Origin of the sequence: Colwellia sp. C2M11 (genome assembly GCF_018860915.1) — a bacterium.
GTDB lineage: Bacteria > Pseudomonadota > Gammaproteobacteria > Enterobacterales > Alteromonadaceae > Colwellia.
In genome coordinates this window covers 140,062-163,774 of record NZ_JAHKQD010000039.1, presented here as the reverse complement: position 1 = coordinate 163,774, position 23,713 = coordinate 140,062, and the positions used below count along the sequence as shown (strand labels likewise).

The 23,713-nt window shown below is 36.5% G+C and carries 23 protein-coding genes; 20 read left to right on the top strand and 3 right to left on the bottom strand.

Annotation, left to right across the window (positions count from 1 at the left end; translation table 11 throughout):
• From KO509_RS11240 to fliD, 3 genes are all read left to right on the top strand, one after another.
• Positions 1 to 1,368: flagellin (locus tag KO509_RS11240; protein WP_252727508.1), on the top strand; the 1,368-nt coding region annotated here is incomplete at its 5' end.
• Positions 1,369 to 1,522: 154 nt separating this feature from the next.
• Positions 1,523 to 1,930, top strand: a complete 408-nt coding sequence (locus KO509_RS11235; RefSeq protein ID WP_215973365.1) for a flagellar protein FlaG — start codon at positions 1,523 to 1,525, stop codon at positions 1,928 to 1,930.
• A 65-nt stretch (positions 1,931 to 1,995) separates the two neighbouring features.
• Positions 1,996 to 4,065, top strand: coding sequence for a flagellar filament capping protein FliD (fliD, locus tag KO509_RS11230; protein WP_215973364.1), 2,070 nt, complete (start codon positions 1,996 to 1,998; stop codon positions 4,063 to 4,065).
• A gap of 119 nt (positions 4,066 to 4,184) precedes the next feature.
• Here fliD and KO509_RS11225 read toward each other — a convergent pair whose 3' ends face one another.
• From KO509_RS11225 to KO509_RS11215, 3 genes are all read right to left on the bottom strand, one after another.
• A complete protein-coding gene (locus KO509_RS11225) occupies positions 4,185 to 4,571 on the bottom strand; it encodes a hypothetical protein (protein WP_215973363.1) in 387 nt (128 codons plus the stop codon).
• Positions 4,571 to 4,969 carry a flagellar export chaperone FliS gene (gene fliS, locus KO509_RS11220; protein WP_215973362.1) on the bottom strand — a complete coding sequence of 133 codons (399 nt, stop codon included), beginning with the start codon at positions 4,967 to 4,969 and terminating at the stop codon, positions 4,571 to 4,573. The genes KO509_RS11225 and fliS overlap by 1 nt, the downstream gene beginning before the upstream one ends.
• A gap of 110 nt (positions 4,970 to 5,079) precedes the next feature.
• Entirely contained in the window at positions 5,080 to 5,412 is a 333-nt protein-coding gene (locus KO509_RS11215; protein WP_252727507.1) for a hypothetical protein, read from the bottom strand.
• A 237-nt stretch (positions 5,413 to 5,649) separates the two neighbouring features.
• Between KO509_RS11215 and KO509_RS11210 the strand changes: the two genes are divergently transcribed.
• The 17 genes from KO509_RS11210 (at position 5,650) to fliR (ending at position 23,594) form a co-directional block, all read left to right on the top strand.
• A complete protein-coding gene (locus KO509_RS11210; RefSeq protein ID WP_215973361.1) occupies positions 5,650 to 7,185 on the top strand; it encodes a sigma-54 dependent transcriptional regulator in 1,536 nt (511 codons plus the stop codon).
• 226 nt (positions 7,186 to 7,411) lie between these two features.
• Positions 7,412 to 8,701 (top strand): ATP-binding protein, encoded by a 1,290-nt coding sequence (locus tag KO509_RS11205; protein WP_215973360.1) that lies wholly within the window; start codon positions 7,412 to 7,414, stop codon positions 8,699 to 8,701.
• Positions 8,688 to 10,028, top strand: a complete 1,341-nt coding sequence (locus KO509_RS11200; RefSeq protein ID WP_215973359.1) for a sigma-54 dependent transcriptional regulator — start codon at positions 8,688 to 8,690, stop codon at positions 10,026 to 10,028. The genes KO509_RS11205 and KO509_RS11200 overlap by 14 nt, the downstream gene beginning before the upstream one ends.
• Positions 10,029 to 10,264: 236 nt before the next feature.
• Entirely contained in the window at positions 10,265 to 10,627 is a 363-nt protein-coding gene (fliE, locus tag KO509_RS11195; RefSeq protein ID WP_215973358.1) for a flagellar hook-basal body complex protein FliE, read from the top strand.
• A 192-nt stretch (positions 10,628 to 10,819) separates the two neighbouring features.
• Positions 10,820 to 12,520, top strand: coding sequence for a flagellar basal-body MS-ring/collar protein FliF (fliF, locus tag KO509_RS11190; RefSeq protein WP_215973371.1), 1,701 nt, complete (start codon positions 10,820 to 10,822; stop codon positions 12,518 to 12,520).
• On the top strand, positions 12,513 to 13,568 hold the full coding sequence (gene fliG / locus KO509_RS11185) for a flagellar motor switch protein FliG (RefSeq protein WP_215973357.1): 1,056 nt from the start codon (positions 12,513 to 12,515) through the stop codon (positions 13,566 to 13,568). Before fliF ends, fliG begins: the two co-directional genes overlap by 8 nt.
• A 104-nt stretch (positions 13,569 to 13,672) precedes the next feature.
• Positions 13,673 to 14,458, top strand: coding sequence for a flagellar assembly protein FliH (gene fliH, locus KO509_RS11180; protein ID WP_215973356.1), 786 nt, complete (start codon positions 13,673 to 13,675; stop codon positions 14,456 to 14,458).
• 60 nt (positions 14,459 to 14,518) lie between these two features.
• Positions 14,519 to 15,868 (top strand): flagellar protein export ATPase FliI, encoded by a 1,350-nt coding sequence (gene fliI, locus KO509_RS11175; protein WP_215973355.1) that lies wholly within the window; start codon positions 14,519 to 14,521, stop codon positions 15,866 to 15,868.
• A gap of 99 nt (positions 15,869 to 15,967) precedes the next feature.
• Positions 15,968 to 16,423, top strand: coding sequence for a flagellar export protein FliJ (gene fliJ / locus KO509_RS11170; protein WP_215973354.1), 456 nt, complete (start codon positions 15,968 to 15,970; stop codon positions 16,421 to 16,423).
• Positions 16,424 to 16,737: 314 nt separating this feature from the next.
• Positions 16,738 to 18,801, top strand: coding sequence for a flagellar hook-length control protein FliK (locus KO509_RS11165; protein WP_215973353.1), 2,064 nt, complete (start codon positions 16,738 to 16,740; stop codon positions 18,799 to 18,801).
• Between the two features lie 130 nt (positions 18,802 to 18,931).
• Positions 18,932 to 19,474: a flagellar basal body-associated protein FliL gene (fliL, locus tag KO509_RS11160; protein WP_215973352.1), complete on the top strand. Its 543-nt coding sequence runs from the start codon at positions 18,932 to 18,934 to the stop codon at positions 19,472 to 19,474.
• A gap of 124 nt (positions 19,475 to 19,598) precedes the next feature.
• A complete protein-coding gene (gene fliM, locus KO509_RS11155; protein ID WP_215973351.1) occupies positions 19,599 to 20,663 on the top strand; it encodes a flagellar motor switch protein FliM in 1,065 nt (354 codons plus the stop codon).
• Positions 20,664 to 20,717: 54 nt separating this feature from the next.
• Positions 20,718 to 21,125 carry a flagellar motor switch protein FliN gene (gene fliN, locus KO509_RS11150; protein ID WP_215973350.1) on the top strand — a complete coding sequence of 136 codons (408 nt, stop codon included), beginning with the start codon at positions 20,718 to 20,720 and terminating at the stop codon, positions 21,123 to 21,125.
• The gene (gene fliO / locus KO509_RS11145) at positions 21,125 to 21,745 is read left to right on the top strand and encodes a flagellar biosynthetic protein FliO (protein WP_215973349.1); all 621 of its coding nucleotides are present in this window, start codon (positions 21,125 to 21,127) and stop codon (positions 21,743 to 21,745) included. The genes fliN and fliO overlap by 1 nt, the downstream gene beginning before the upstream one ends.
• A 6-nt stretch (positions 21,746 to 21,751) precedes the next feature.
• The gene (gene fliP, locus KO509_RS11140; protein ID WP_215973348.1) at positions 21,752 to 22,513 is read left to right on the top strand and encodes a flagellar type III secretion system pore protein FliP; all 762 of its coding nucleotides are present in this window, start codon (positions 21,752 to 21,754) and stop codon (positions 22,511 to 22,513) included.
• 29 nt (positions 22,514 to 22,542) lie between these two features.
• A complete protein-coding gene (gene fliQ / locus KO509_RS11135) occupies positions 22,543 to 22,812 on the top strand; it encodes a flagellar biosynthesis protein FliQ (RefSeq protein WP_215973347.1) in 270 nt (89 codons plus the stop codon).
• Positions 22,812 to 23,594 (top strand): flagellar biosynthetic protein FliR, encoded by a 783-nt coding sequence (gene fliR, locus KO509_RS11130; protein ID WP_215973346.1) that lies wholly within the window; start codon positions 22,812 to 22,814, stop codon positions 23,592 to 23,594. Before fliQ ends, fliR begins: the two co-directional genes overlap by 1 nt.
• Positions 23,595 to 23,713: the final 119 nt, after the last annotated feature.

Here is a 23,713-nt window from a genome sequence, read left to right as displayed (position 1 = left end):
GCACAACGTAACTTAAGTAAATCAAGTGAAGGTTTGGCTACATCAATGCAACGTTTATCTTCAGGTATGCGTATTAATAGCGCAAAAGATGATGCTGCGGGTATGCAAATTGCTAACCGTTTAACTTCTCAGGTTAATGGTTTAGGTGTAGCGCAACGTAATGCTAATGACGGTATTTCAATGGCGCAAACAGCTGAAGGTGCAATGCAAGAATCGTCAGCTATTTTACAACGTATGCGTGATTTAGCCTTACAATCAGCTAACGGCTCAAATGGTGCAGATGACCGTGCCGCGCTTCAAAAAGAAGTAGGTGCACTGCAACAAGAATTAACCCGTATTTCTGAAACCACTAAGTTTGGTGCTACAGCATTACTTGATGGTACTTTTGGTACAAAACAATTCCAAGTAGGCTCTAACGCCAATGAAACCATTAATGTTTCGTTAGGTAATATGGCAGCAGACTCTATAGGGGCTTATGAAGTCACAGGGGGAGGTACAGCAGCAGCAGCAGCGACAAATCTTGGTGATGCAGAAGATGCAACTCTTGCTAGTAACCACGGCACTACCACAGATAATTGGAGTTTAAATGGTAAAGCAGTAGCTATTGCTGCTGGTGATGGTGCTGCTGATATTGCAGATACTATCAACGCAGCTGCGACAGGAGTTACCGCTACTGCCTCTCTAGAGGCAACATTAGACAATTTAGACTCAGCTTCTGGTGGTGATTTAAAAATTGGTGGGGATACCTATGACTTAGCGACTTATGGTGGCGATGCAGCACGATTAGCTGAAGATATGGTTGCAGATGGTTATGATGTTGTTGAGAGTGGTGGTAGTTTAACGATTAAAGCGACTGGCGTTAACGGTATTGAGCTTGAAGCTTATGCTACAGGAACTGCAACATTAAGCGGTGGTACTGCAGCGGGTGTTCAGTCGGTGTCTTCTGAACTACATTTATCTTCACCTGATAAAATTGGTGTGTCGGGTGCTTCTGTTAATGAAATATTAGGTGGTAGTATGGCTGCAACAGGTGGTACAGCTGCCTTAACGTCAGTTGAAGATGTTGATATATCTGGTACAACAAGTGTTGGTGCACAATCTGCAATACAAACTATTGATGCAGCGTTAGCACAAATTGATAGTCAACGTGCTGATTTAGGTGCGGTTCAAAACCGTTTTAGCCACACTATCAGTAACTTGTCTAATGTAGCAGAAAATGTATCAGCGTCACGAAGCCGTATTGAAGATACTGATTTTGCTTCAGAAACAGCAACAATGACGAAAAACCAAATATTGCAACAAGCAGGTACTACTATATTGGCTCAGTCTAACCAATTACCACAAGCTGCATTAAGCCTTCTTGGTTAATAAATGGAAGATTTTGATTATACTTAAATGACGAAAGGGAATGGGTCTCAGCTCTTTCCTTTTCGTTTTGATAAACTGATCACGATAATTTATACTGATTCTTACGGTAAGTTGTTCATTGTAAAAGTACGTGGTGATTTAAAAGGAGTATGCTATGAATGTCCAAAATGGTAATGACCTGGGGTTAACAGGTTTAGCGTCAGAATATAAACGTACTAGTGATACAATTACCCAAAAGAATGCAATAGACCAAAGTACTGGTGAAACTATTACTGAAGATAAGCAAGTAAATAATACACAAAAATTATCAGAAAATATTGTTGATCATGAGCCCCTAAATGTTGAACAGTTAGATAAGGTGGCTCAACAATTGCAAGATTTTATAGGTGATTTAAATCGAAATATAAAATTTGTGGTTGATGAAGATTCTGGCCGAGATGTTATTAAAGTTATCGATAAGACTTCAGGGGATTTAATTAAACAATATCCTTCTGAAGAAGTCTTAACCTTAGTCTCAAAACTGTCAGAGATGGTTGGTGGTTTTGTTGATGCAAAAGTTTAATTAATTTTTAGTTAAATTTTACGTGCAGTATATTCTCAATTTTATAGGTTAAAGGAGAAATTTTCATGACAGGTATTTCATTTACCGGGATAGGATCTGGCCTTGAAGTCTCTACTATCGTAGATGCAATGGTTAGTGCTGAAAGTGTGCCTTATGAGTCGAGAATGGCTACGCTGCAAGGTGCATATACTACCGATATATCTGCAGTGGGGGCGCTAAAGTCAGCTTTAGAAGATGTGACCGCATCTTTTGGAGCTCTTGGTGATGAAGATGAATACCAACAGCGTACTATTTCAGGGCGAGATGATTTTGTTAGTTTATCATCAGATAAAGAAGCTGAAGTAGGGAATTATTCTGTAGAAGTTTTAGCTTTAGCTACCCAACATAAATTGTTGTCTTCTGCTATTGATGGCGATGAGGCGGTAGGAGAGGGAACCCTTTCATTTGCGTCAGGTGATAATACTTTTGATATCGTTGTTTCTGATACGGATACGTTGAGTGATATTCGTGACGCGATTAATGATAGCAGTAGTAATTCATCTGTTAGCGCAACTATTATTACTGACTCGTCAGGTCAGCACCTTGTGTTAAATAGTAAAAAAACAGGCCTAGATAATGCCATTACGGTCAATGCTACTGAACAAAGCAATAAATTAACCTCAGTCGCTGGGTTTACTTCAACTGATACTGTCGGCTCTGGTACATTATCTTTTGCTTCAGGTAGTAATAATTTTGATATTGCTGTTGGTGCTACCGACACGTTGTCAGATATTGTAACAGCTATTAATGATAGTGAAGATAATACCTCAGTTGTTGCTAGGATTGTTACCGATGGTACTGGCCAACATTTAGTGTTTAATTCTATTGAGCCTGGAACTGCTAACGCGGTTACTGTTACTGCTGCTGATAGTGATGGTAGTAATGGTGATTTAAATGGTATTTCTCAGTTTGCATCTGTAAATATGGATGTGCCAAGTGTCAGTAATAGCGATATGACAGGTTTATCTCGATTATCTTCAGATACTACAAACAAATTAACCTCAGTGAATGGTTTTGATTCAAACGATACCGTAGGATCTGGTACATTATCATTTAGCTCTGACGGCAATAGATTTGATGTAAATATTAGCGCAACAGACAAATTAGATGACATTGTTGATGCGATTAATAACAATGGTGACAATACCTCTATTAAAGCGAGTATTGTCATTGATGATGCTGGTGATGAACACTTGATGTTTAGTAGTCGACAGTCAGGTGATGTTCACGCTATTACGGTAACCGCACTAGATGATGATGGTGACGATAATGACATGTCAGGTATATCGCAGTTTAGCTCTGTTAATCAAACTGCGACCGCAAATATTGGACATATGTCAGAGGTTGATGCAGCCGCAGATGCATCAATTATAATTGATGGTACTATTGCTGTTACTAATAGTGAGAATACTTTTAAAGATGTTATTGATGGTGTGACTATTACTGCGAATAAAGTACATGATGTTGGTGATGATATTAGTAGAATAACAATTACCGAAGATAATGATAATGTAGCTGCAGGCATTAACACTTTTGTTGAAAGTTTCAATGCTTTAGTTGCTTTAAGTGATCAATTAGGAAGTTCAAGTGAAAGCGGCGGTGGTGCTTTATCAGGTGACTCTTTACTTCGTGGGGTTATGACTAAAATTCGTAGCCAATTCAATCAAGCATTTGATTCAGGTAATGACACTACGTTAACGTTATCACAATTAGGTATTCGTACCGAACGTGATGGAACACTAAGTTTTGAGCAAGATACGCTTGATGATTTAATTGAAGAGTCTCCTGATAGGGTACAAACATTTTTTTTAGGAGCTGAAGGCGATAATGGCTTTGTTAATAATATGGATGAGTTTCTTGGCTTTTATACTGACAGTGACGGTATAATACAACAACGAATGGATGGAAAAACAGCTCAATTAGATAAGTTAGACACTGAATATGAGGCTTTTCAGTTAAAAATGGAGTCATTAGAAGCAAGATTGTTATCGCAATATAATGCGATGGACCTTATTGTCGCACAGCTGAGCTCAACTGGATCATATTTACTAGCCCAATTAGAGAATATGCCTGGAGTCGTTAAATCTAGCAGCTAGCCTATAGTTAATAAAGCTATGAGTTAATCAGTACTATTATTCTGAGAAACACTACTAGACACTTTACTTTTAAAGTGTTTATTGGTGTTTTTTTTTCAGTGTGATTTAGTTGATTATAATTAATATTTATTATAAAGATCTCTTACTTTACTGCTTTTTTTTAGTTTTGTTACTTGTGTTGCTAATGCTTGCTTATTCTTTTGTGATAACGAGGTTAATTTTTGATCTAAGGTGATCATCTCATTAATCATTGTTAGTTCGACGCTAAGTTGCTTTTGTGTGTAGTTTTCAAATAACTGGCTAATAAGTGCTTGACGTTTAGCGAGCAAATTAAGTAATTGTTCGCTGTTTAGTTGATATTGAACTTCATTAATTGATAGATTATCAGTTAATATATTTTCATCATTTGACGTAATTGTATTCTTTACTTGAATTTCAAGCTGCAACAGTGCTTGTCGCGATATTTCTACAATGTTTTCAAGGCGAGTTTTTAGTTTATTTGGCATTAAAAACTGACCTTGCCTTGTTCTTCTGGAGGTATTGAGTCCCAACCTGATTTTATTGGAATAATAATAAGTGCTATTTCATTTAATAATTCAATATCATTATTTGTGCTCGCTTCAAATAATTTTTCAGAGCTAAATGTATATAAAGCAGATAAATTTTCTGAAATATCACCACCTTGACTATGGTCAAGAGACCCCTCTAAAACACCTAGAATAGCAATAGCATTTGATATTTGAGCACCTTTTTTGGCATAGTCTTTTTGAGCGATAGCACCTTTAGCAGTTGCAATATTGTCCAATAATTTTTGAAACAACATAGCAACTAATTGATAGGGTGTTGCTTCTCCTGCATTACTTACCGTTGTTTGCTGGTATTTTTTTAGTGAAACATGGGCCATTACTTACTCCAAAGATAATAACACTGACTAGGTGTTAAATAATAAATGTACATTTTGTAAGTCAACCGATATATTTTTACATGTTGCATACATTTTATACATATTCTACATTAGTTACTTTCTATAGCGTTGTTATTTACAACAACTGAAAGTCCCTCGTGTTGTGCTTTTTTAAATGCTTCTATTAATATAGCATGGTTTATACCTTCAATATTTTCAATAAGGCCATTATCGGTAATTTCAATGTTATCCCAGCCTCTATCGACAAGATATTTTTCTATATCGGCTAATTGAGAATTTAAATCATCTTTCTTTACAAATATATTAAAGCCATATCGACTGCCTTGAACATGCTCGTTATTTGTTAACATATACTCAGCACTACCATTTAAAATTAGCATTTTACTTTCCATTAAGTTAATAGGTTTATCATCACTATTCATATATTGTGCCAGTATTTTTTGACAGTTAATGATAAGCCTAAAAATTTTTAATAAGTAGCAGTTAAGTTAATACTTATTATCGGCTGAATGTATATTTTCTAAATACATTTATTTATTTAATCGATTAACTAAGTGACAAAATAATGACTTCTAGTGTCAATTTTTTGTTGCCTATTTAATACTAGTTGATAGAATCATGAATAGTATAATTCTAATCGGTATAATTAACAGTTGCTTATGAACTCAATACATCATACTCAAGGTCACAAAAAAATCCTTATTATTGATAATGATGTGGGTAGATCTCATCAAATGGCAACAGTATTGTCCTTTATTGGTGAACATTTTATACAATGTCCTCCAAATATCATAGAAGAGTGTCTTAAAGAAAGTGAGTATATATTAACGATAATTCTTTCTGGGGATGTGTCATCTGAAACCATAAAGTTAGTTGAAAATAACCCTAAGATACCTTTTCTGTTACACGATGTTGTCGATGCTAATATTTTAGATGGTTATTTTAATGTTATTGCGAGCTTAACTATGCCGTTAAACTACGCCCAATTAACTGAACTTATCCATCATTGTCATCAATACCACAATAAATTACCCCGAACAGGGCCTAAGCTTAATTCGAGTGCTTTATTTCGCTCCTTGGTGGGTACAAGTAAGTTAATGAATGATGTTCGCTTTTTAATTGAACAAGTGGCAAGAAATCCTGCAAGCGTGTTGGTACTTGGTGAATCAGGAACAGGGAAAGAGGTGGTTGCACGTAATATTCATGATTTGTCTGAACGTGCAAATGGCGCTTTTGTCCCTGTTAATTGTGGTGCTATTCCTGCTGAATTATTAGAAAGTGAGTTGTTTGGGCATGAAAAAGGAGCTTTTACTGGCGCAATTTCAACACGAAAAGGTCGTTTTGAATTGGCTGAAGGCGGTACTTTATTTTTAGATGAAATCGGCGATATGCCACAACCAATGCAAGTGAAGTTATTGCGTGTTTTACAAGAGCGTACTTTTGAACGTGTTGGTGGTAGTAAAAGTTTAAGAGCAGATGTGCGTATTATTGCAGCAACCCATCAAAATTTAGAAGATATGATTAAAACTGGTGACTTTCGCGAAGATTTATTTTATCGCTTAAATGTTTTTCCTATTGAAACACCAGCATTACGAGAACGAAAAGAAGATATTCCTCTATTATTAAAAGAGTTACTTGCTCGCTTTGAACAAGAGCAAAAAAGAACAGTTCGTTTTACTGATAAAGCTATTGAGTCATTAATGGAACATTCTTGGGGAGGGAATGTTCGTGAATTGTCTAACCTAATTGAACGTATGCTAATTATGTATGGTGATCAAATTGTCGACGTAGCTGAATTACCGCAAAAATATCAACATATTGATGCCGAAGTATATACACCTGAGTATCCAGAAGAACTACGAGAAAGAGAGGCTATTAATGAGTTATTTGCTGGCTTCGATTACGAGGATGATAACGATGACGATATCACCGATAAAGATGGTATTGATGGCCTTAATCAAAGTGAAAGTCAGACGTTAGTAGCCGAAAATCATAACGCTATTTCAAATGCGAGTGTCTTGCCAAACGAAGGAGTCAATCTGAAAGAATACCTCGCTGAGTTAGAAGTATCACTCATTTCTCAGTCCTTAGTTAAACATCAATATGTTGTAGCACGTGCCGCAGAAACCTTAGGCATGCGCAGAACAACTTTGGTTGAGAAAATGCGTAAATATAATTTACATAAACCGGGCTAACTATACTGCTAATGCAAACTGTTATAGATGAAATTTGGCCCCTTCATGTGTTTTTAAATAACAGTTTAAACTCGGAATAACCTTACGAGTCAAGCTAATGCCAATCATTTGACAGTGTGGTTTTAGTAAAAATAACACTTTAAGGTGTTGATAAATAACAATAAAAACTGTGGCACGTATAATGCTTTAGTCAACGTGATATAAATTTATTTTGGACGTTGATTTTATGGCACTTGCACAGCATTTTATTGCTAATAATGGTTTTAACTCTGTAAAAATCCCACTGCCAACGAATGCATTGGCAGACTCAACTTTATTAGAAAAAGAGGCTTTTCCTGGCGAATTAGCGTCATTACGAGCGCAATTGTCTCAAAATAAGTCTACTCCAAATGAAGTTAGCCCACAAAAAAAAACACACCCTGGCCTAAACTTTCTGCAACAAAAAAATCGACATTCAAATTACACTGAAATGGCTGATCAGTTGATTGAAATGATGCCGACCGGTTTGGTTATGCTAGACGGTAATGGTGTGGTTGTAAAAATTAATAAAGTGGCTAGAGCTTTACTTGATGAACCTATTTTAGGACAACCTTGGTTTAGTGTGATTGCTCGTTCGTTTAAACCTCGTGCCGATGATTGGCATGAAGTATCTCTTAAAGATGGTCGTCGTGTTAAATTAGAGATAGCGAGTTTAGGTGAACAACCAGGACAGTTAATCATGATAACTGATTTAACTGAGACCCGCTTATTACAAGATAAAGTCGGTCAAATGCAACGACTGTCATCATTGGGGCGAATGGTCTCAACTTTAGCTCATCAAATTAGAACACCACTTTCTGCAGCTATGTTATATAGCGCTAATTTATTGAATAAAAGTATTTCTGATGAGTCTCGTGTTAGTTTCCAAGAGAAGTTAAGTTCACGGTTGCATGATTTAGAGCAGCAAGTTAATGACATGCTGTTATTTTCTAAAAGTGGTAATGAGCAAGTTGTTAAATCGTTGTCAGTTAATGAGCTGATTAATGATGCAACCCAATCAATGGATGCATTAATTATTAAAGCGAACGCGAAACTTAATATTCACTTACCTGATAATGATCATTTTATTTTAGCGAATAAAAATGCGTTAACTGGTGCCATTCAGAATCTAATTCATAATTCATTACAAGCAACAGATGCAAACAAAGTTAAACAACCTGTGATTAACATTCAAATTTATAGTCAGCATAATACTGTTTATATTAGTGTTAAAGATAATGGCGCAGGTATTAATACTAAACATATCGATAAAATATTTGAACCATTTTATACCTCTAGCCATAAGGGAACAGGGCTTGGGTTAGCGGTAGTGAAATCAGTTATGGAAGCACATCAAGGTAAAGTTAATTATTTAAGTAAGCCGGGAGAAGGCGCACATTTTTGTCTTAAATTACCGTTACTAAATAAGGCTAGTGAAACACAATATGAATCAGTACAAAACATAAACCAACAGGAGAAGTCTCATGAGTCATCATAAAATATTGGTTGTTGAAGATGATGCTGGTTTACGAGAAGCATTGATTGATACTATCACATTAGCTAATTATCAATGCATTGAAGCCGATTCAGCCGAAAGTGCGTTGCTTTTATTGAAAAACTATAGTGTTGATATTGTCATTAGTGATGTGCAAATGGGTGGTATGTCAGGACTTTCTTTATTAAAAAATATTAAAAAAAATCATCCTAATTTACCGGTATTATTGATGACAGCCTATGGCACTATTGATGATGCTGTTGAAGCAATGAAACATGGTGCTTGTAATTATATTGCTAAACCTTTCTCGCCAGAAGTATTGTTAAATATGGTAAGCCAATATATACCATTATCAGAGATTGATAAAAATACGCCGATTGTTGCGGATAAAAGCAGTGTTGAGTTATTAAGTTTAGCACGTAAAGTTGCCACAACGGAGGCATCGGTTATGGTGCTTGGTCCTAGTGGCTCAGGTAAAGAAGTGTTAGCGCAGTATGTGCATAATAATTCACCTAGATCTCAACAACCTTTTATTGCAATTAACTGTGCTGCAATTCCTGAAAATATGCTAGAAGCCACTTTATTTGGCTATGAAAAAGGCGCTTTTACCGGAGCAATTCAAGCGTGCCCTGGAAAATTTGAACAGGCACAAGGAGGGACAATCTTACTTGATGAAATCACCGAGATGGATTTAGGCTTACAAGCTAAAATTTTACGTGTATTGCAAGAGCGTGAAGTAGAGCGTTTAGGTGGTAGAAAAACAATAAAATTGGACGTGCGTGTTATAGCAACAAGTAATCGTAATCTTAAGGAATCTGTCAAACAGGGTGATTTTAGAGAAGATTTATATTATCGTTTAAATGTTTTCCCGTTAACTTGGCTGCCTTTAGCACAACGTCCAGATGATATTATACCGTTGGCTCAGCATATGGTGGCGAGTTACTGTCAAAAAACTGGCGAACAAGTTGCTGAATTTACAGCGGCAGCCCGAAGTAAATTAAATGCCTATAGTTGGCCGGGTAATGTACGTGAACTGGATAACGTTATTCAAAGAGCTTTAATTTTACAAAGCAATCAAGTGATTGATGCAAATAACTTAATGATTGAAAACTTTGAAACATCAAGTGTTAATGAAGTTGATAATATTATTGCACCTGAAGATAAATTAGGTAGCGAATTAAAGCTGCAAGAAAATCAAATTATTCTTGATACCTTACAAGCTTGTCACGGTAGTAGAAAAGAAGTTGCTGAACGTTTAGGTATTAGCCCGCGAACCCTGCGTTATAAAATTGCCAAAATGCGCGATTCAGGTATTAAAATTCCTGCATAAATTATGTTTTCTATTTTCAATGTCAGCTGTTCATTTAGGCAGCTGACGTTATTTTGTCTTAAACACCCCTCATTCTTAATTATTCTATATTTTTAACCTATTGTTTTAATTTGGTTTATAATTATCTTGTCTGTGTATTCTATATTTGCAATCTATTGGCACTATGCTTGCAGAATTACTAGTTATATATAATTTTTATTGCGTTATAGCAAAAAATTGACACAAGTGAGACTACTATGGACATCAGTACTAATTCTTTATTCGCACAAATGCAAAGTATGTCATTACAAGCGTCTGGTAATAGGATTCCAGCCGTTGGTGGTGATATGGAAGATCTGCCAGGTGTTAATTCAGCAGGGAAAATTAACTCATCAAGTAATGATTTTGGTAATTTACTCACTGATGCATTAAAAACAGTTCATGAATTACAGCAAGATACCGGTGCTAAAAAAATGGCTTTTGAAATGGGAGATCGCAGTGTTTCGCTAGGTGATGTCATGATTGCATCGTCAAAATCTGGTATTGCTTTAGATGCTACAGTTCAAGTACGTAATAAATTTGTTGAAGCATATAAAGAAATTATGAGCATGCCAGTGTAATTTAAGCGGATCAAATAACCAATAGCGGCGTTGCTTTCAATCGCAATAGGCCAGCTATTACTCATTCAAGCGCCTTGCTCTTGATGATTTACTCTCACTTAAATGTGAGTATGAAAAATAAATAGCAGTAGTAAGCGGAGAAGTAAAGTGGCAGATACAAATTCAATGGTAGCAACAGATAATAATAGTTCCATGATTGCCAATGATTATGGTGATGATAACGCTATTGAAGAAAAAAAATCAGGCTTTGCCGCTGCTTTAGGTAATGCTGATACCTTACGTCAAATCACCTTAGTTGTCGCGCTATCAATCTGTTTAGCTATTTCTGTTTTTGTCATTATCCTCGCGAACGAACCTGAATACCGCTTTTTAGCGAAGCAACCTACAGAGCAACTTATTAAAACAATGGATTTTCTTGATGCCAATAAAGTTGATTATCGTCAAGAAAATAACACTCTCTCAGTACCAACCGATGAATATCAAACCATAAAGTTATTATTAGCCCGCGAAGGTTTATCAGCTGAAGCGACAGAAGGCGAAGATATGGTAATGCAAGATATGGGCTTTGGTGTTAGTCAACGTTTAGAACAAGAACGTTTAAAGTATGGTAGAGAACAACGCATCGCTAATACTATTGAAGAATTACAAAGTGTTTCACGCGCGAAAGTATTACTTGCTATTCCAAAAGAGAATATTTTTGCTCGCCGCGAGAAAAATCCTTCAGCGACAATAGTACTGACTTTACAGCGAGGACGTTTACTTTCGGCTGAAGAAGTTGATGCTGTTGTTGATATTGTTGCCTCATCAGTTCAAGGAATGAGTCCTAATCGTGTAACGGTAACAGATCAAAATGGTCGTTTATTAAATTCAGGCAGCCAAAATTCAGTGTCTGCTCGTTCGCGTAATGAATTAGATATTGAACAAAAGCGCGAACAAGAATATATGGATAAAATTTCTAATATACTCATTCCTATCGTTGGCCTAGGTAATTACACTGCGCAAGTGGATGTAACCATGGATTTTACCAATGTAGAAGAAACCGCTCGTCGTTATAACTCTGATTTACCTGCGCTGCGCAGCGAAATGAAAGTTGAAGATAGCACTATTGGTGGTTTATTAGGTGGTATTCCTGGTGCTTTAACTAACCAACCACCACTTGAATCAAGCATTCCAGAAGATGCAGAAGGTCAACAGGTGAAGTCAACACCAACCAGAAAGCATAGTGAATCAACTAAAAATTATGAACTTGATGAGGCGATCAGTCACACCAAACAGCAAACAGGGGTTGTTCGCAGAGTGAGTGTGTCAGTCGCACTTGATTATGTTGATGGCGTCGCACCTGCAGTTGACCCTGAAGCTGAAGAAACAGCCGTTGCAGCGGTTGCTAAAATACCAAGAAGTGTTGCTGAAATAGCTTCTATTCGACGTTTATTACAAGGAAGTATTGGTTTTGATTTACAAAGAGGGGATGTTTTAGAAGTTATTACTATTCCTTTTAATCGTATTGATCTTGGTGAAGCAGATGTGTTGCCAATGTGGGAACAGTTATGGTTTTTGAAATTATCAAAACTTCTGATGGCGGCTGTAGTAATTATAGTGCTAATTATGGCTGTTGTTCGTCCGATGTTGAAACGTTTAATTTACCCAGATAGTTCACCAGATGATTATGGCGATAAATCCCTTGATAGTCATATAGATCTTGGTGATGAAACCATGGATATGCTAACGTCAGACTTCGATGCAGGTAATGTTGGTTTTGCTCCTGATGGTAGCTTACAATTACCAGACCTTCATCGTGATGAAGATATATTAAAAGCGGTTCGAGCATTAGTTGCTAATGAACCTGAATTGTCGTCTCAAGTAGTTAAAAGTTGGTTGACCGAAGATGAGTGATGAATTAAACACAGGCGGAGAGCTTACCGCAACAAAACCAAGTTTTGATATTAGTAAATTAGAAGGCAGTGAGAAGGCTGCGATTCTATTGTTAAGCCTATCTGAAGAGGATGCTGCACAAATATTGAAGCATCTAGAGCCTAAGCAAGTACAACAAGTCGGTACTGTTATGGCGGCAATGGAAGACTTCACACAAGAGAAGATTACCGCAGTACATAAACAGTTTATTCATGATATTCAAAACTTTTCTACTATTGGTTTTCAAAGTGAAGATTTTGTTCGTAAAGCCTTAACGGCCGCTTTAGGTGAAGATAAAGCTGGCAATCTCATTGATCAAATTATTATGGGCGGGGCGTCAAAAGGTTTAGACTCTTTAAAATGGATGGACTCTAAGCAAGTGGCAAATATTATAAGAAATGAACATCCCCAAATTCAAACGATTGTACTGTCTTATTTAGCACCAGAGCAATCTGCTGAAATTATGAGCCAGTTTACAGATAAAGTGCGTTTAGACTTGATGATGCGTATTGCTAACTTAGAAGAAGTACAACCTGCCGCACTTCAAGAATTAAATGAGATTATGGAAAAACAATTTGCTGGCCAAGCAGGTGCTCAAGCAGCCAAAATGGGTGGTTTGAAAGCTGCAGCAGATATCATGAATTATCTTGATACTAACGTTGAAGGTACACTGATGGACTCGATGCGAGAAAACGACGAAGAAATGAGTCAACAAATTCAAGATTTAATGTTCATTTTTGAAAACTTAGCAGATGTTGATGATAGAGGCATGCAGGCAATTTTACGAGAAGTTGAACAAGACGCGCTAATGAAAGCTATTAAAGGTGCAGATGAAGCTCTCAGAGAAAAATTCCTTAGTAATATGTCGAAACGTGCTGCTGAAATGCTAGTAGATGATCTTGACGCAATGGGGCCTGTACGTATTAGTGAAGTAGAAGTTGCACAAAAAGAAATTCTTGCCGTTGCTCGTCGATTATCTGACGCAGGTGAAATTATGCTTGGTGGTGGCGGTGGCGATGAGTTCTTATAATTGTCATTGATGATAGTAAAATACTTATTTGCTGTTTGGGCTTTATACTTATTTGATTTATTAAGTATTCGTTTAACAAGTTACCAACCCGTTTTGAGAAAAATATGAATAAAACATCACCCCGCATTATAAAAGCAAAAGAATCAGAAGAATTAGATGTTTGGTCTTATCCAAATGTGCAAGCAGAAGTGGTTGAAAACCAAGAAAGTCATACGAATGCTTTAGGAAAAAAGAGCACATGGCGCTTTGAACCGCCAGAAGAAGAAATTGAAGAGCCTGAGCCGCTTACCGCAGAAGAAATTGAAGAAATAAGACAAGCAGCACATGATGAAGGCTTTAGTCAAGGCAAGGAAGAAGGGTTTGGCAAAGGTTATGAAGAAGGCAAAGCACAAGGCATTGAAGAAGGTACTATTCAAGGTATTGAAGTAGGTACAGAGCAAGGTTTAGCTCAAGGTAAAGAAACGATTGACACGTTAAGTGACAATTGGAAAAGTTTAATTGAACAGTTAGACAAGCCCTTAGCGAGTGTTGAAAAAAATATAGAAGAACAACTGCTAAATTTAGTTGTGCAATTAACAGAAGCTGTTGTTTTACAAGAAGCTAAAACCAATCCCGATATTTTGATGGCTGCTATCAATGCCGGTATCAAATCATTACCTAGTAATGAATCTACAACGCAAATATATTTAAACCCTGAAGATATTAAACGCGTAGAACAGCAGTTTGGTGCATCTCACATTCAAGAAAGTGGATGGAAATTGCTGCCGGCACCACAATTAAGTGTCGGAAGCTGCCAAATAGAAAATAGCACTTCTAACATTGATTTACAGATGAAGTCTCGTTTAAAGCAAGTATTGGAATCTTTCTTGCAGGATGCTTTACATCAATAATTTTTTGACTAGTTAGGCGTAAGTAAATTTACGCTTTTATCTCATGTTGAAGGGTAAATAATGGTCGATAGCCAACGTATTAGTGATAGATTAAAAAACAGTCAAAAATTTATACACCCATTTAAAGAGCCTGTTGCTGGTCGCCTAGTACGTGTTGTGGGTTTAACCTTAGAGGCTGTTGGTGTAAAAGCGCATATAGGTAGCCAATGTTTAGTTGAAACCGCTCATGGTGATTTATTAGCCGAAGTTGTTGGTTTTGCACAAGAGATAACTTACCTTATGCCGGAAGAGAGCCTGCGTGGTGTGTTACCCGGTGCTAGGGTACTTCCAATATCAGCTAAAATGCACCTTCCTTTGTCAATGAATTTACTTGGGCGAGTAATTAACGGCATAGGAAAGCCGCTTGATGGGAAAGGACCTATTACAAATGATGATGACTATAAATTAAATACTAGCCCTATTAATCCTTTATCACGTCGAGCCATTACTGAACCACTTGATGTTGGTGTACGCTCAATTAATAGCTTTATTACCGTTGGTAAAGGCCAGCGTATGGGGTTATTTGCAGGCTCAGGTGTTGGTAAAAGTGTACTCATGGGTATGATGACACGAGGAACAACAGCTGACGTTATTGTCGTTGGCTTAGTTGGAGAGCGTGGGCGAGAAGTAAAAGAGTTTATTGAAGAGATCTTAGGTGAAGAAGGGCGCGCTCGCTCTGTTGTGGTCGCTGCACCGGCAGATAACTCTCCTTTAATGCGGTTAAAGGGTTGTGAAACCGCAGTACAGATAAGTGAATATTTTCGCGATCAAGGATTAGATGTTTTACTACTTTTAGATTCATTAACTCGATACGCGCAAGCACAACGAGAAATAGCGTTAGCAGTGGGAGAGCCTCCTGCAACGAAAGGTTATCCACCGTCAGTTTTTTCTAAATTACCACAACTTGTTGAACGAGCTGGTAATGGTGGGGAAGGGCAAGGATCAATTACTGCTTTTTATACCGTATTAACAGAAGGTGATGATCTGCAAGATCCTATCGCTGATGCCTCTCGTGCTATTTTAGATGGCCATATTGTCTTATCGCGAGAACTTGCAGATGCAGGACATTATCCAGCTATTGATATTGAAGGGTCAATTTCTCGTGTAATGCCAATGGTCACTAATGTTGAACATCAACAACTAGCCCGTCAGCTGAAACAGATTTATTCTGTTTATCAACAAAACAAAGATTTAATTGCTATCGGTGCTTACACTAAAGGAAATGATCCTCGGATTGATCAAGCGATAAATGTTCAGCCAGTTATTAACTTTTTTTTACAACAACAGATTCAAGAAGTAATACCTTTTGAACAAAGTGTACAGCAATTACAAGAAATAATAGCTGCTGCTACGGCTAATGCGAAGCGTTAATTAAAAGAATTAATTGAGCGCGTTAAGTCTTAGCATTAAATGTTCAAGACTAATAAGTTAAGTATCTTCAACATGCTAACCGTTTAAGGAATACATATTATGGCGGCAAATAATAACAAGCAGTTACTCACGCTATTAAAGTTTGAGCAAAGTAAGGAAGAGAAGGCGGAGAATGCACTGCGCAATGCTGAAAATGATTATCAGCAAAATTTAACTCGCTTACAAAGTGTGTCTGATTATCGATTAGAATATATGTCGCGTTTAAGTGAACGAACAGCGCTTGGCTTGGATAGCGCTACTTATAATCACTATCATGCTTTCATTAATAAGCTCGATAATGCAGCAGAACAAGTTAAAATTGCGATGAATCAAGCTAAAGCGTTAGTTGAACAAAGTAAAGAGTTGTGGATCAAACAAAGACAAAAAGTACAGGCTGTCGAAATGCTTACTGATAAGCGTAATGCAGCGTTAATGAAGATTGAAAGCAAGAAAGAACAAAGTATGTTTGATGAAATATCTACCCAACAATTTTTACGTCGAAAATCGAATTATTAATCGAGTTGGACATACTTATTAGGCTCGATAAAACGTGTACCTTAAATTGCAATTTATACGCTAATTTTGACCTAGGAGTTTAATCCTAAATAACAAACGGTAGTAAGTTTGCGTAAGTGAATATTCAAGCGATAAAACTAGCGTCATCACTACTAAAATTATTTGTACACTATATTCACTCGTTATAGGCATTTTTAAGCTAACTGGAATGATTATTGCTTATCTAAAGCTGTTAAGGAGTTTTTTCTTAATTTATAGTTTGGTTAAAGTGTCGTTATACTTTAGTTATATCAATTTTAGCAATTGGGGCTATTATGCAACAACTCAATGTTTTATCCATGAAAGTATCACAAGGTATCGAAAATAAAGACGATGCAGGTGCTTTAAATTCCGCTTCACCAAAGGATAAATTTTCCCAGCATATAGACATACAGCTCTCTAAAAATAAGCAACATACTAAGTCTGAAAATAATCCCCCTAATGATAGAATCGTCTCTAATGAAAAAGCTTCTTCGAAAACGAGTAAGCCAGCTATTGAGCAAAAAAATATAAGTAGGGATGATAAAATCCAAGATAGATCCGAATATCATCAGGCTGTAGTTGATAACGCTGATCCGGCAACAAATATGCAAGAAGTTGCCGCTCTTGGCAATCAAGATGAACCTGATACAAGTATAGTAAATGCTGATGATAAAAAAATTGTTGATGAATCAGAATTACTTATGACTTTTTTAACAAAGGTTGATCAAACGCTAGTGACTGAGGCTTCTTCCGACAAAGCAGTGCCTTCAATAGTGGATGCTTCAGCAGTGAATGTTAATGAAATGCCTGACGAGAAAACAACAAAACTTAATACTGAAACATCTTTAAAAAACAAAGGTTTATCGACTGGGTTATCAAGTGTTGCTAAGGCTGTTTCCTCAACCACAGAGGTGGGAACGGATGCTATTCAAGGACCAGATAAGTTAATTAATTCATTAATTTCTGAAGATAAAAACCCAGAAATTGGTAAAGGGAGTAACATTAACGAAAATATTATGGCTAATCAGGCGAGTAGTACACTATTAATTGATGGTGAAAGTCCAACTGATGAAACGTTGGCTACAGAAAAATTAGTGAATAGTGCTCAAGATAAAGTGAGTAAGGGGAGTGCTAATAACCTAGAAACTGATTTAACTAAATTAGCTGAAAAAAATGTTATGGCTAATAATAAAATAGCAGAACAAGTGGAAATAAATCCTCAGGATGAAAATACCTCTCCTCAGAAGTTTGTAGATACAGCTATAGCAAGCCAAAGTACAATACCAGTAGGCACTGAAGTAAAAAGCGATAATTTACAGCAAAATCTTATGACGGCTAGCAAAGAAGTTAACCCGAATAATATCAGTGGATCGGTAAGAGAGGTGTTAGGAACTTCAATTGGAGCTGATGATGGTAGCGACAGTGAAGTAAAATCAACAATTAATGAAAAGCTAATGAAAACTGATAATGGGGTTAGCGTTTTAAAAAATGAGTTAACCACAGCTGAAGTTGATACTGTTGTTGAAAGTAGTAAAACTCAAAGTGGCATAGTAAAAAATAATGATAATTTAACTTCACAGGTTATCAATAAAAATGCAGTGCCTACTAATTTAGGACAAGCTTCAGTTGCGTCTAGCATGGAAGAAGCTAGTACGTTTGAGCCTGAAGAAGTCTTGAATGAACAGTCAATTGATAAACTTATTGGGCAAAATAAAATAGTAGATGCTGATGGTAATAAGAGCGTAAATAATAAGGCTAGTACTACAGCAGATATTATTGAACCGAATAATCGTAGTAATTTTATTGGTGAGGCGAGTAAGACAACACAAGATGCTTACGATAGAGTAGAGCAACAATCATCTGATGCATTGGCATTAACAGCCAATGGCGAAGTAGTACAAAGTCAAAAAACTAACATCCAATTACATCAGGAAACTATTTCAATTTTTAGACGAGATTTTGCCGACGCAGTAAAAGATAAAGTGATGTTAGTTATTTCACAAAAATTACAGCAATTTGATATTACACTCGACCCGCCTGAATTAGGTAACGTGCAAGTAAGAGTTAACTTGCAAGGTGAACAAGCAACTGTTAATTTTGTTGTTCAAAATCAACAGGCTAAAGAAGCTTTTGAGCAAAACATGCATAAGTTAAGAGATCTATTAGCTGAACAAGGTGTTGATGTTGGAGATGCGAATGTTGAGCAACAGTCTCAGCAATCAGATGCTGAAGCAAGTAGTGGAGGTAACCACAGTCAATTCTCACAAAACACGGCAGATGCTAGTGATGTGGTAGAACATAGTTTATCAGCTAGAATATCGGATACCTCAACTAAAGTTATCGATTATTATGCATAAAAAAAATATATGAATAAAATTGCAGATAAATTAGGCTAAATATCACTAAGTTGATGAAAACACATTGGCTAGAGTGCTATTCAAGGATATAGTTTACTAATGTTTACTAATAAATAGCTAAAGGTAAGTTATGGCTGACGAAAAAGGTAAAAAAAACGAACTAGAATTAGATGGCGGCGGCAAAAAGAAAAAAATGATCATTATTATTGCGATCATAGCCGTAGTATTAATCGCTGGTGGCGGCTATTACTTTTTTATGGGGAACAATGGAGGCGATACATCAGAGCAAGCTAAATCTAGCCAAGGCTCCTCTAATGAAGCTAATGCTGATGAAAATGCACCTGCTCAAGTTGGTTCAGCACTTTATGTTCCTATGCCAAGACCATTTCGCTTTAATATTCCAGGTGCTACTCGTGATCGTTTTATTGAAATACGTGTACAATTGTTGGTTCGAGGTGCTGATAATGAAGAGAATGCTAAAATGCATATACCTTTAATTGAAAGTACTTTATTAAATATTTTTTCACAAGCCAATGCTGACGATTTAGCAACTAGTGTAGGTAAGGAAGTATTGAAAGATCAATCACTTTCTGCAGTACAACTAGTAATGAAAGATCTTAAAGGAAATGAGACGGTTGAAAAAGTTCTGTTTACCGGCTTTATAATGCAATAATTTTTTGAAAAAGCAGCGAATAATTGGCTGCTAGTTTACAATGACAGTGACCGTTGATAGTGTTCATATGAATGTATATTAACTAGGTTAAATGAAGCCAATATGGGCGAAAAGAGTATGACGCGTGAGTGATTTATTATCCCAAGACGAAATTGATGCGCTTTTACATGGTGTTGATGATGTTGAAGAAGAACAAATAGTTGAAGATTCCCCAACTCGAGAGGATGGCAGTTCTGACTATGATTTTTCTTCGCAAGATCGCATTGTTCGTGGTCGTATGCCGACGTTGGAAATGGTGAACGAACGGTTTGCTCGTCATATGCGTATTAGCTTATTTAATATGATGCGTAGAACCGCTGAAGTATCGATAAACGGCATTCAAATGATAAAGTTTGGTGAATATATACATACTTTATTTGTGCCTACAAGTTTAAACATGGTACGTTTTCGTCCCTTAAAAGGCACTGGCCTTATTACCATGGAAGCACGCTTAGTTTTCATTTTAGTTGACAACTTTTTTGGCGGAGATGGTCGCTATCACGCGAAAATTGAAGGTCGAGAATTTACTCCGACCGAGCGTCGTATTATTCAAATGTTATTAAAATTAATTTTTGAAGATTATAAAGAATCTTGGTCGCCTGTGATGGATGTTTCTTTTGAGTATTTAGACTCAGAAGTGAACCCATCAATGGCAAACATTGCAAGCCCAACAGAAGTGGTTGTTATCAGCTCTTTCCATATTGAGCTTGATGGTGGAGGAGGGGATTTTCATATTGCTCTGCCTTACGCAATGCTTGAGCCTATTCGAGAATTACTTGATGCGGGTGTGCAAAGTGATAAAGAAGATACAGATATGCGCTGGTCTAAGGCATTGCGTGATGAAATTATGGATGTGCCTGTTGCACTAAATACTAAATTTTTAGAAGTAGACATACCATTAAATCAGTTAATGGAGCTACAAGCAGGCGATATTATTCCGATAGAAATGCCTGAATATATTACGGTCTTAATTGAAGACTTACCTACCTTTAGAGCTAAGCTAGGCCGTAGTCGTGAAAATATAGCGTTAAAAATAGAAGAAAAAATTAAACGTCCTGAATCTGTTAAATCGGAATTAACTATTTTGACTAAAGGCGGCAAGCGCCTTGACAGCGACGCAGAACTGGAACTTTTAGAAGATGATTTGTAATACTTATCGGGTATAGAACATTAATTGTAAAGAATTGACATTGAGGCAAGCGGTATGAGCGATGATAATGAAGAAGATTTAAGTATGTGGGATGAGGCATTAGATGAGCAAGCTGAAGCGTCTGCAGAAAAAGCTAATCAAGCAAAAAAAGTTGAATTAGAAGAATTGACCGAAGACGAAAGACCAATCACAGGTGAAGAAAAACGTAAGCTGGATACTATTTTAGATATTCCAGTGACTATCTCTATGGAAGTTGGTCGAAGTAATCTTAGTATTCGAAATTTATTACAGCTTAATCAAGGCTCAGTGGTTGAGCTAGATCGCGTAGCTGGTGAAGCACTTGATGTTTTGGTTAATGGTACCCTGATAGCTCATGGTGAAGTTGTGGTGGTTAATGATAAATTTGGTATTCGTTTAACGGATGTAATTAGTCAGATAGAACGAATTAAGAAGTTAAAATAATGGTTAAAATAATCGTTTTATTTTTTTGTGCTTTGGTTGTGTTTACTCCGGTATCTTTTGCACAAGAAGTGACTGATAATAAAGTTTTTAATAAGACATCGAACAGTGAGGAAACTTCTCAGGTTGATCTTGAAGTGGGTAAAAAGAGTGAGATTGAAAATGCTGAAAACGTAGATTCAGCGAATGTAAACGAAACGGCCGTTACAGAAAAAGCGCCAGAAGTCGGTAAACATGTTAATTCAAACCTTGATGTTGGCAGCATGATTATGTCTTTATTAATGGTGTTGGCATTAATTATTGTTAGTGGTTTTGTTTTAAAGCGTTTTAATCTTACACAACAAAACTCAAATCGATTAAGTATTATTGCTAACTTATCTTTAGGTGCTAAAGAAAGAGTGGTTGTACTTCAAATAGGTGAAGAACAATTGGTTTTAGGTGTTTCTGCGCAGCAAGTATCTTTACTTAAAACGTTAGATAAACCGCTAGAGGTGCAAACAGGAAAAGCTGTAGCTTTATCTAGCGGTGTCCTGTCTTTTCTTCAGAAAAATACAGTTAAAACAGAAGGTCATAGTAGTATCACGACTAATGAAACAATACATAACATCAAAAATAATAAATAAGTGACTATGAAAAAAATTGCCTGGTTGGTTTTATTCTCATTGTTAGTATCAACATTAAGTTTTGGTGCTTTTGCTGCTGAAGATTTATCAATGTCAGCTTTAAAATTAACAACGAATTCTGATGGCTCTCAAGAGTATTCAGTAACGTTGCAAATTTTAATGTTTATGACAGCGTTAAGCTTTATTCCTGCGGCTGTTATAATGATGACCTCTTTTACACGTATTGTGGTTGTGATGGCCATACTTCGTCAAGCTTTTGGTTTACAGCAAACGCCATCAAACCAGGTGATTATTGGTTTAACGTTATTTATGACGCTCTTCATCATGACACCTGTTTACAATCAAATAAATGAAGTGGCAATTCAGCCCTATATTGCAGATCAATTAACTTCTGTCGAGGCTATTGATAAAGGTAAAGTTCCATTAAGGGCCTTTATGCTTGAGCAAACCCGCTTAAAAGACTTAGATACTTTAGCTTCAATGGCTGGAATTGAAGCTGTTGACCAACCTACTGATTTACCCATGAGAGTTATTATTCCAGCGTTTATTATTAGTGAATTAAAAACAGCTTTTCAAATAGGCTTTATATTATTTATTCCTTTTTTGATTATTGATTTGGTGGTTGCGAGTATTTTAATGGCGATGGGAATGATGATGCTCTCACCTATGATTGTTTCACTCCCCTTTAAATTAATGTTATTTGTTTTAGTGGATGGCTGGAATTTAGTTATTGGTACTATTGCAACCAGTTATGGGTTAGGTACTTAGCATATATTAGTTATATAAGAGAATATAAGATGGGACCAGAAGTCTTTGTAGATATATTAAGAGATGCTTTGTTACTAGTAATCCTTCTCGTAAGTGCTGTAATTTTACCGAGTTTATTTATCGGCTTGCTTGTAGCTATATTTCAAGCTGCAACATCAATTAATGAACAAACATTAAGCTTTTTACCTCGTTTAATTGTTACATTACTCGCCGTTATTTATGGCGGTCATTGGGGGGTACAAAAACTGATGGATTACACCTTCAGATTAGTTGCTAGTATTCCAAGCGTTGTAAACTAATGGAGTTCACCGAGTCAATTGTTAGCCAATATATTGCAGATTTCATTCTTCCTTTCACTCGTATTTCTGCTTTAGTGATGATGATGGTTGGTTTAGGTGCTCGTACTATTCCGACTCGTATTAAGCTATTTTTATGTGTGGCGCTTACCATCGCAATTATGCCCGCAATACCGCCGACTAATGTCGAACAACTCTTATCTCTTACTACTTTCTTATTGATAGGGCAACAAATACTTATTGGTATTAGTTTAGGTTTTATAACCGTGATGGTCGTTGATACTTTTACTTTAGCAGGCCAAATAATTGCCATGCAATCAGGTTTAGGTTTTGCTTCATTGGTCGATCCGGCTAGTGGTATGAACGTACCAGCGGTTGGTCAGTTTTTCTTAATATTATCCACATTACTCTTTTGGACTATGGATGGTCATTTAGCTTACTTGCAATTTGTAGTAGCGAGTTTCGACACCCTTCCTATTGGTAATGAACAGTTCGCCAGTGTTAAATATCAAGAAATGGTACTATGGGGAAAATGGATGTTTGCAACGGCTTTATCACTTTCGTTAGCGCCTTTAACGGCGATGTTGTTAATTAATTTTTCATTTGGCGTGATGACTAGGGCCGCACCACAGCTTAATATATTTGCAATAGGGTTTCCTATTACTATGATGGCGGGCTTATTGATTATGTGGTTAACCTTTGGTAACTTCCTTACTCATTTTGAATTACAATGGCAAAGAGCATTAGACTTTAGTTGTTACTTAATTGATTGTGCTGGGCCATAATATCAAATAAGTACAGTTATTTTGTGTTGGGCTAATAAACCTTTCTCTAGCCACTATTTTCTGACTTAATCGTGAAATTTACTTGTCATAAATTAGCAATTAACGCGAAGTTTTCGTCG

Excerpts from the sequence above, each read along its gene's own strand:
- KO509_RS11200 (WP_215973359.1), top strand. The coding sequence starts at position 8,688 with ATGAGTCATCATAAAATATTGGTTGTTGAAGATGATGCTGGTTTACGA.
- KO509_RS11225 (WP_215973363.1), bottom strand. The coding sequence starts at position 4,571 with ATGCCAAATAAACTAAAAACTCGCCTTGAAAACATTGTAGAAATATCG.
- fliS (WP_215973362.1), bottom strand. The coding sequence starts at position 4,969 with ATGGCCCATGTTTCACTAAAAAAATACCAGCAAACAACGGTAAGTAAT.
- fliH (WP_215973356.1), top strand. The coding sequence starts at position 13,673 with ATGAATAAAACATCACCCCGCATTATAAAAGCAAAAGAATCAGAAGAA.
- fliG (WP_215973357.1), top strand. The coding sequence starts at position 12,513 with ATGAGTGATGAATTAAACACAGGCGGAGAGCTTACCGCAACAAAACCA.
- KO509_RS11215 (WP_252727507.1), bottom strand. The coding sequence starts at position 5,412 with ATGAATAGTGATGATAAACCTATTAACTTAATGGAAAGTAAAATGCTA.
- KO509_RS11210 (WP_215973361.1), top strand. The coding sequence starts at position 5,650 with ATGAACTCAATACATCATACTCAAGGTCACAAAAAAATCCTTATTATT.
- fliD (WP_215973364.1), top strand. The coding sequence starts at position 1,996 with ATGACAGGTATTTCATTTACCGGGATAGGATCTGGCCTTGAAGTCTCT.
- fliE (WP_215973358.1), top strand. The coding sequence starts at position 10,265 with ATGGACATCAGTACTAATTCTTTATTCGCACAAATGCAAAGTATGTCA.
- fliQ (WP_215973347.1), top strand. The coding sequence starts at position 22,543 with ATGGGACCAGAAGTCTTTGTAGATATATTAAGAGATGCTTTGTTACTA.
- fliF (WP_215973371.1), top strand. The coding sequence starts at position 10,820 with ATGATTGCCAATGATTATGGTGATGATAACGCTATTGAAGAAAAAAAA.
- KO509_RS11235 (WP_215973365.1), top strand. The coding sequence starts at position 1,523 with ATGAATGTCCAAAATGGTAATGACCTGGGGTTAACAGGTTTAGCGTCA.
- KO509_RS11165 (WP_215973353.1), top strand. The coding sequence starts at position 16,738 with ATGCAACAACTCAATGTTTTATCCATGAAAGTATCACAAGGTATCGAA.
- fliL (WP_215973352.1), top strand. The coding sequence starts at position 18,932 with ATGGCTGACGAAAAAGGTAAAAAAAACGAACTAGAATTAGATGGCGGC.
- fliJ (WP_215973354.1), top strand. The coding sequence starts at position 15,968 with ATGGCGGCAAATAATAACAAGCAGTTACTCACGCTATTAAAGTTTGAG.
- fliP (WP_215973348.1), top strand. The coding sequence starts at position 21,752 with ATGAAAAAAATTGCCTGGTTGGTTTTATTCTCATTGTTAGTATCAACA.
- fliI (WP_215973355.1), top strand. The coding sequence starts at position 14,519 with ATGGTCGATAGCCAACGTATTAGTGATAGATTAAAAAACAGTCAAAAA.
- fliR (WP_215973346.1), top strand. The coding sequence starts at position 22,812 with ATGGAGTTCACCGAGTCAATTGTTAGCCAATATATTGCAGATTTCATT.
- KO509_RS11205 (WP_215973360.1), top strand. The coding sequence starts at position 7,412 with ATGGCACTTGCACAGCATTTTATTGCTAATAATGGTTTTAACTCTGTA.
- fliO (WP_215973349.1), top strand. The coding sequence starts at position 21,125 with ATGGTTAAAATAATCGTTTTATTTTTTTGTGCTTTGGTTGTGTTTACT.
- fliN (WP_215973350.1), top strand. The coding sequence starts at position 20,718 with ATGAGCGATGATAATGAAGAAGATTTAAGTATGTGGGATGAGGCATTA.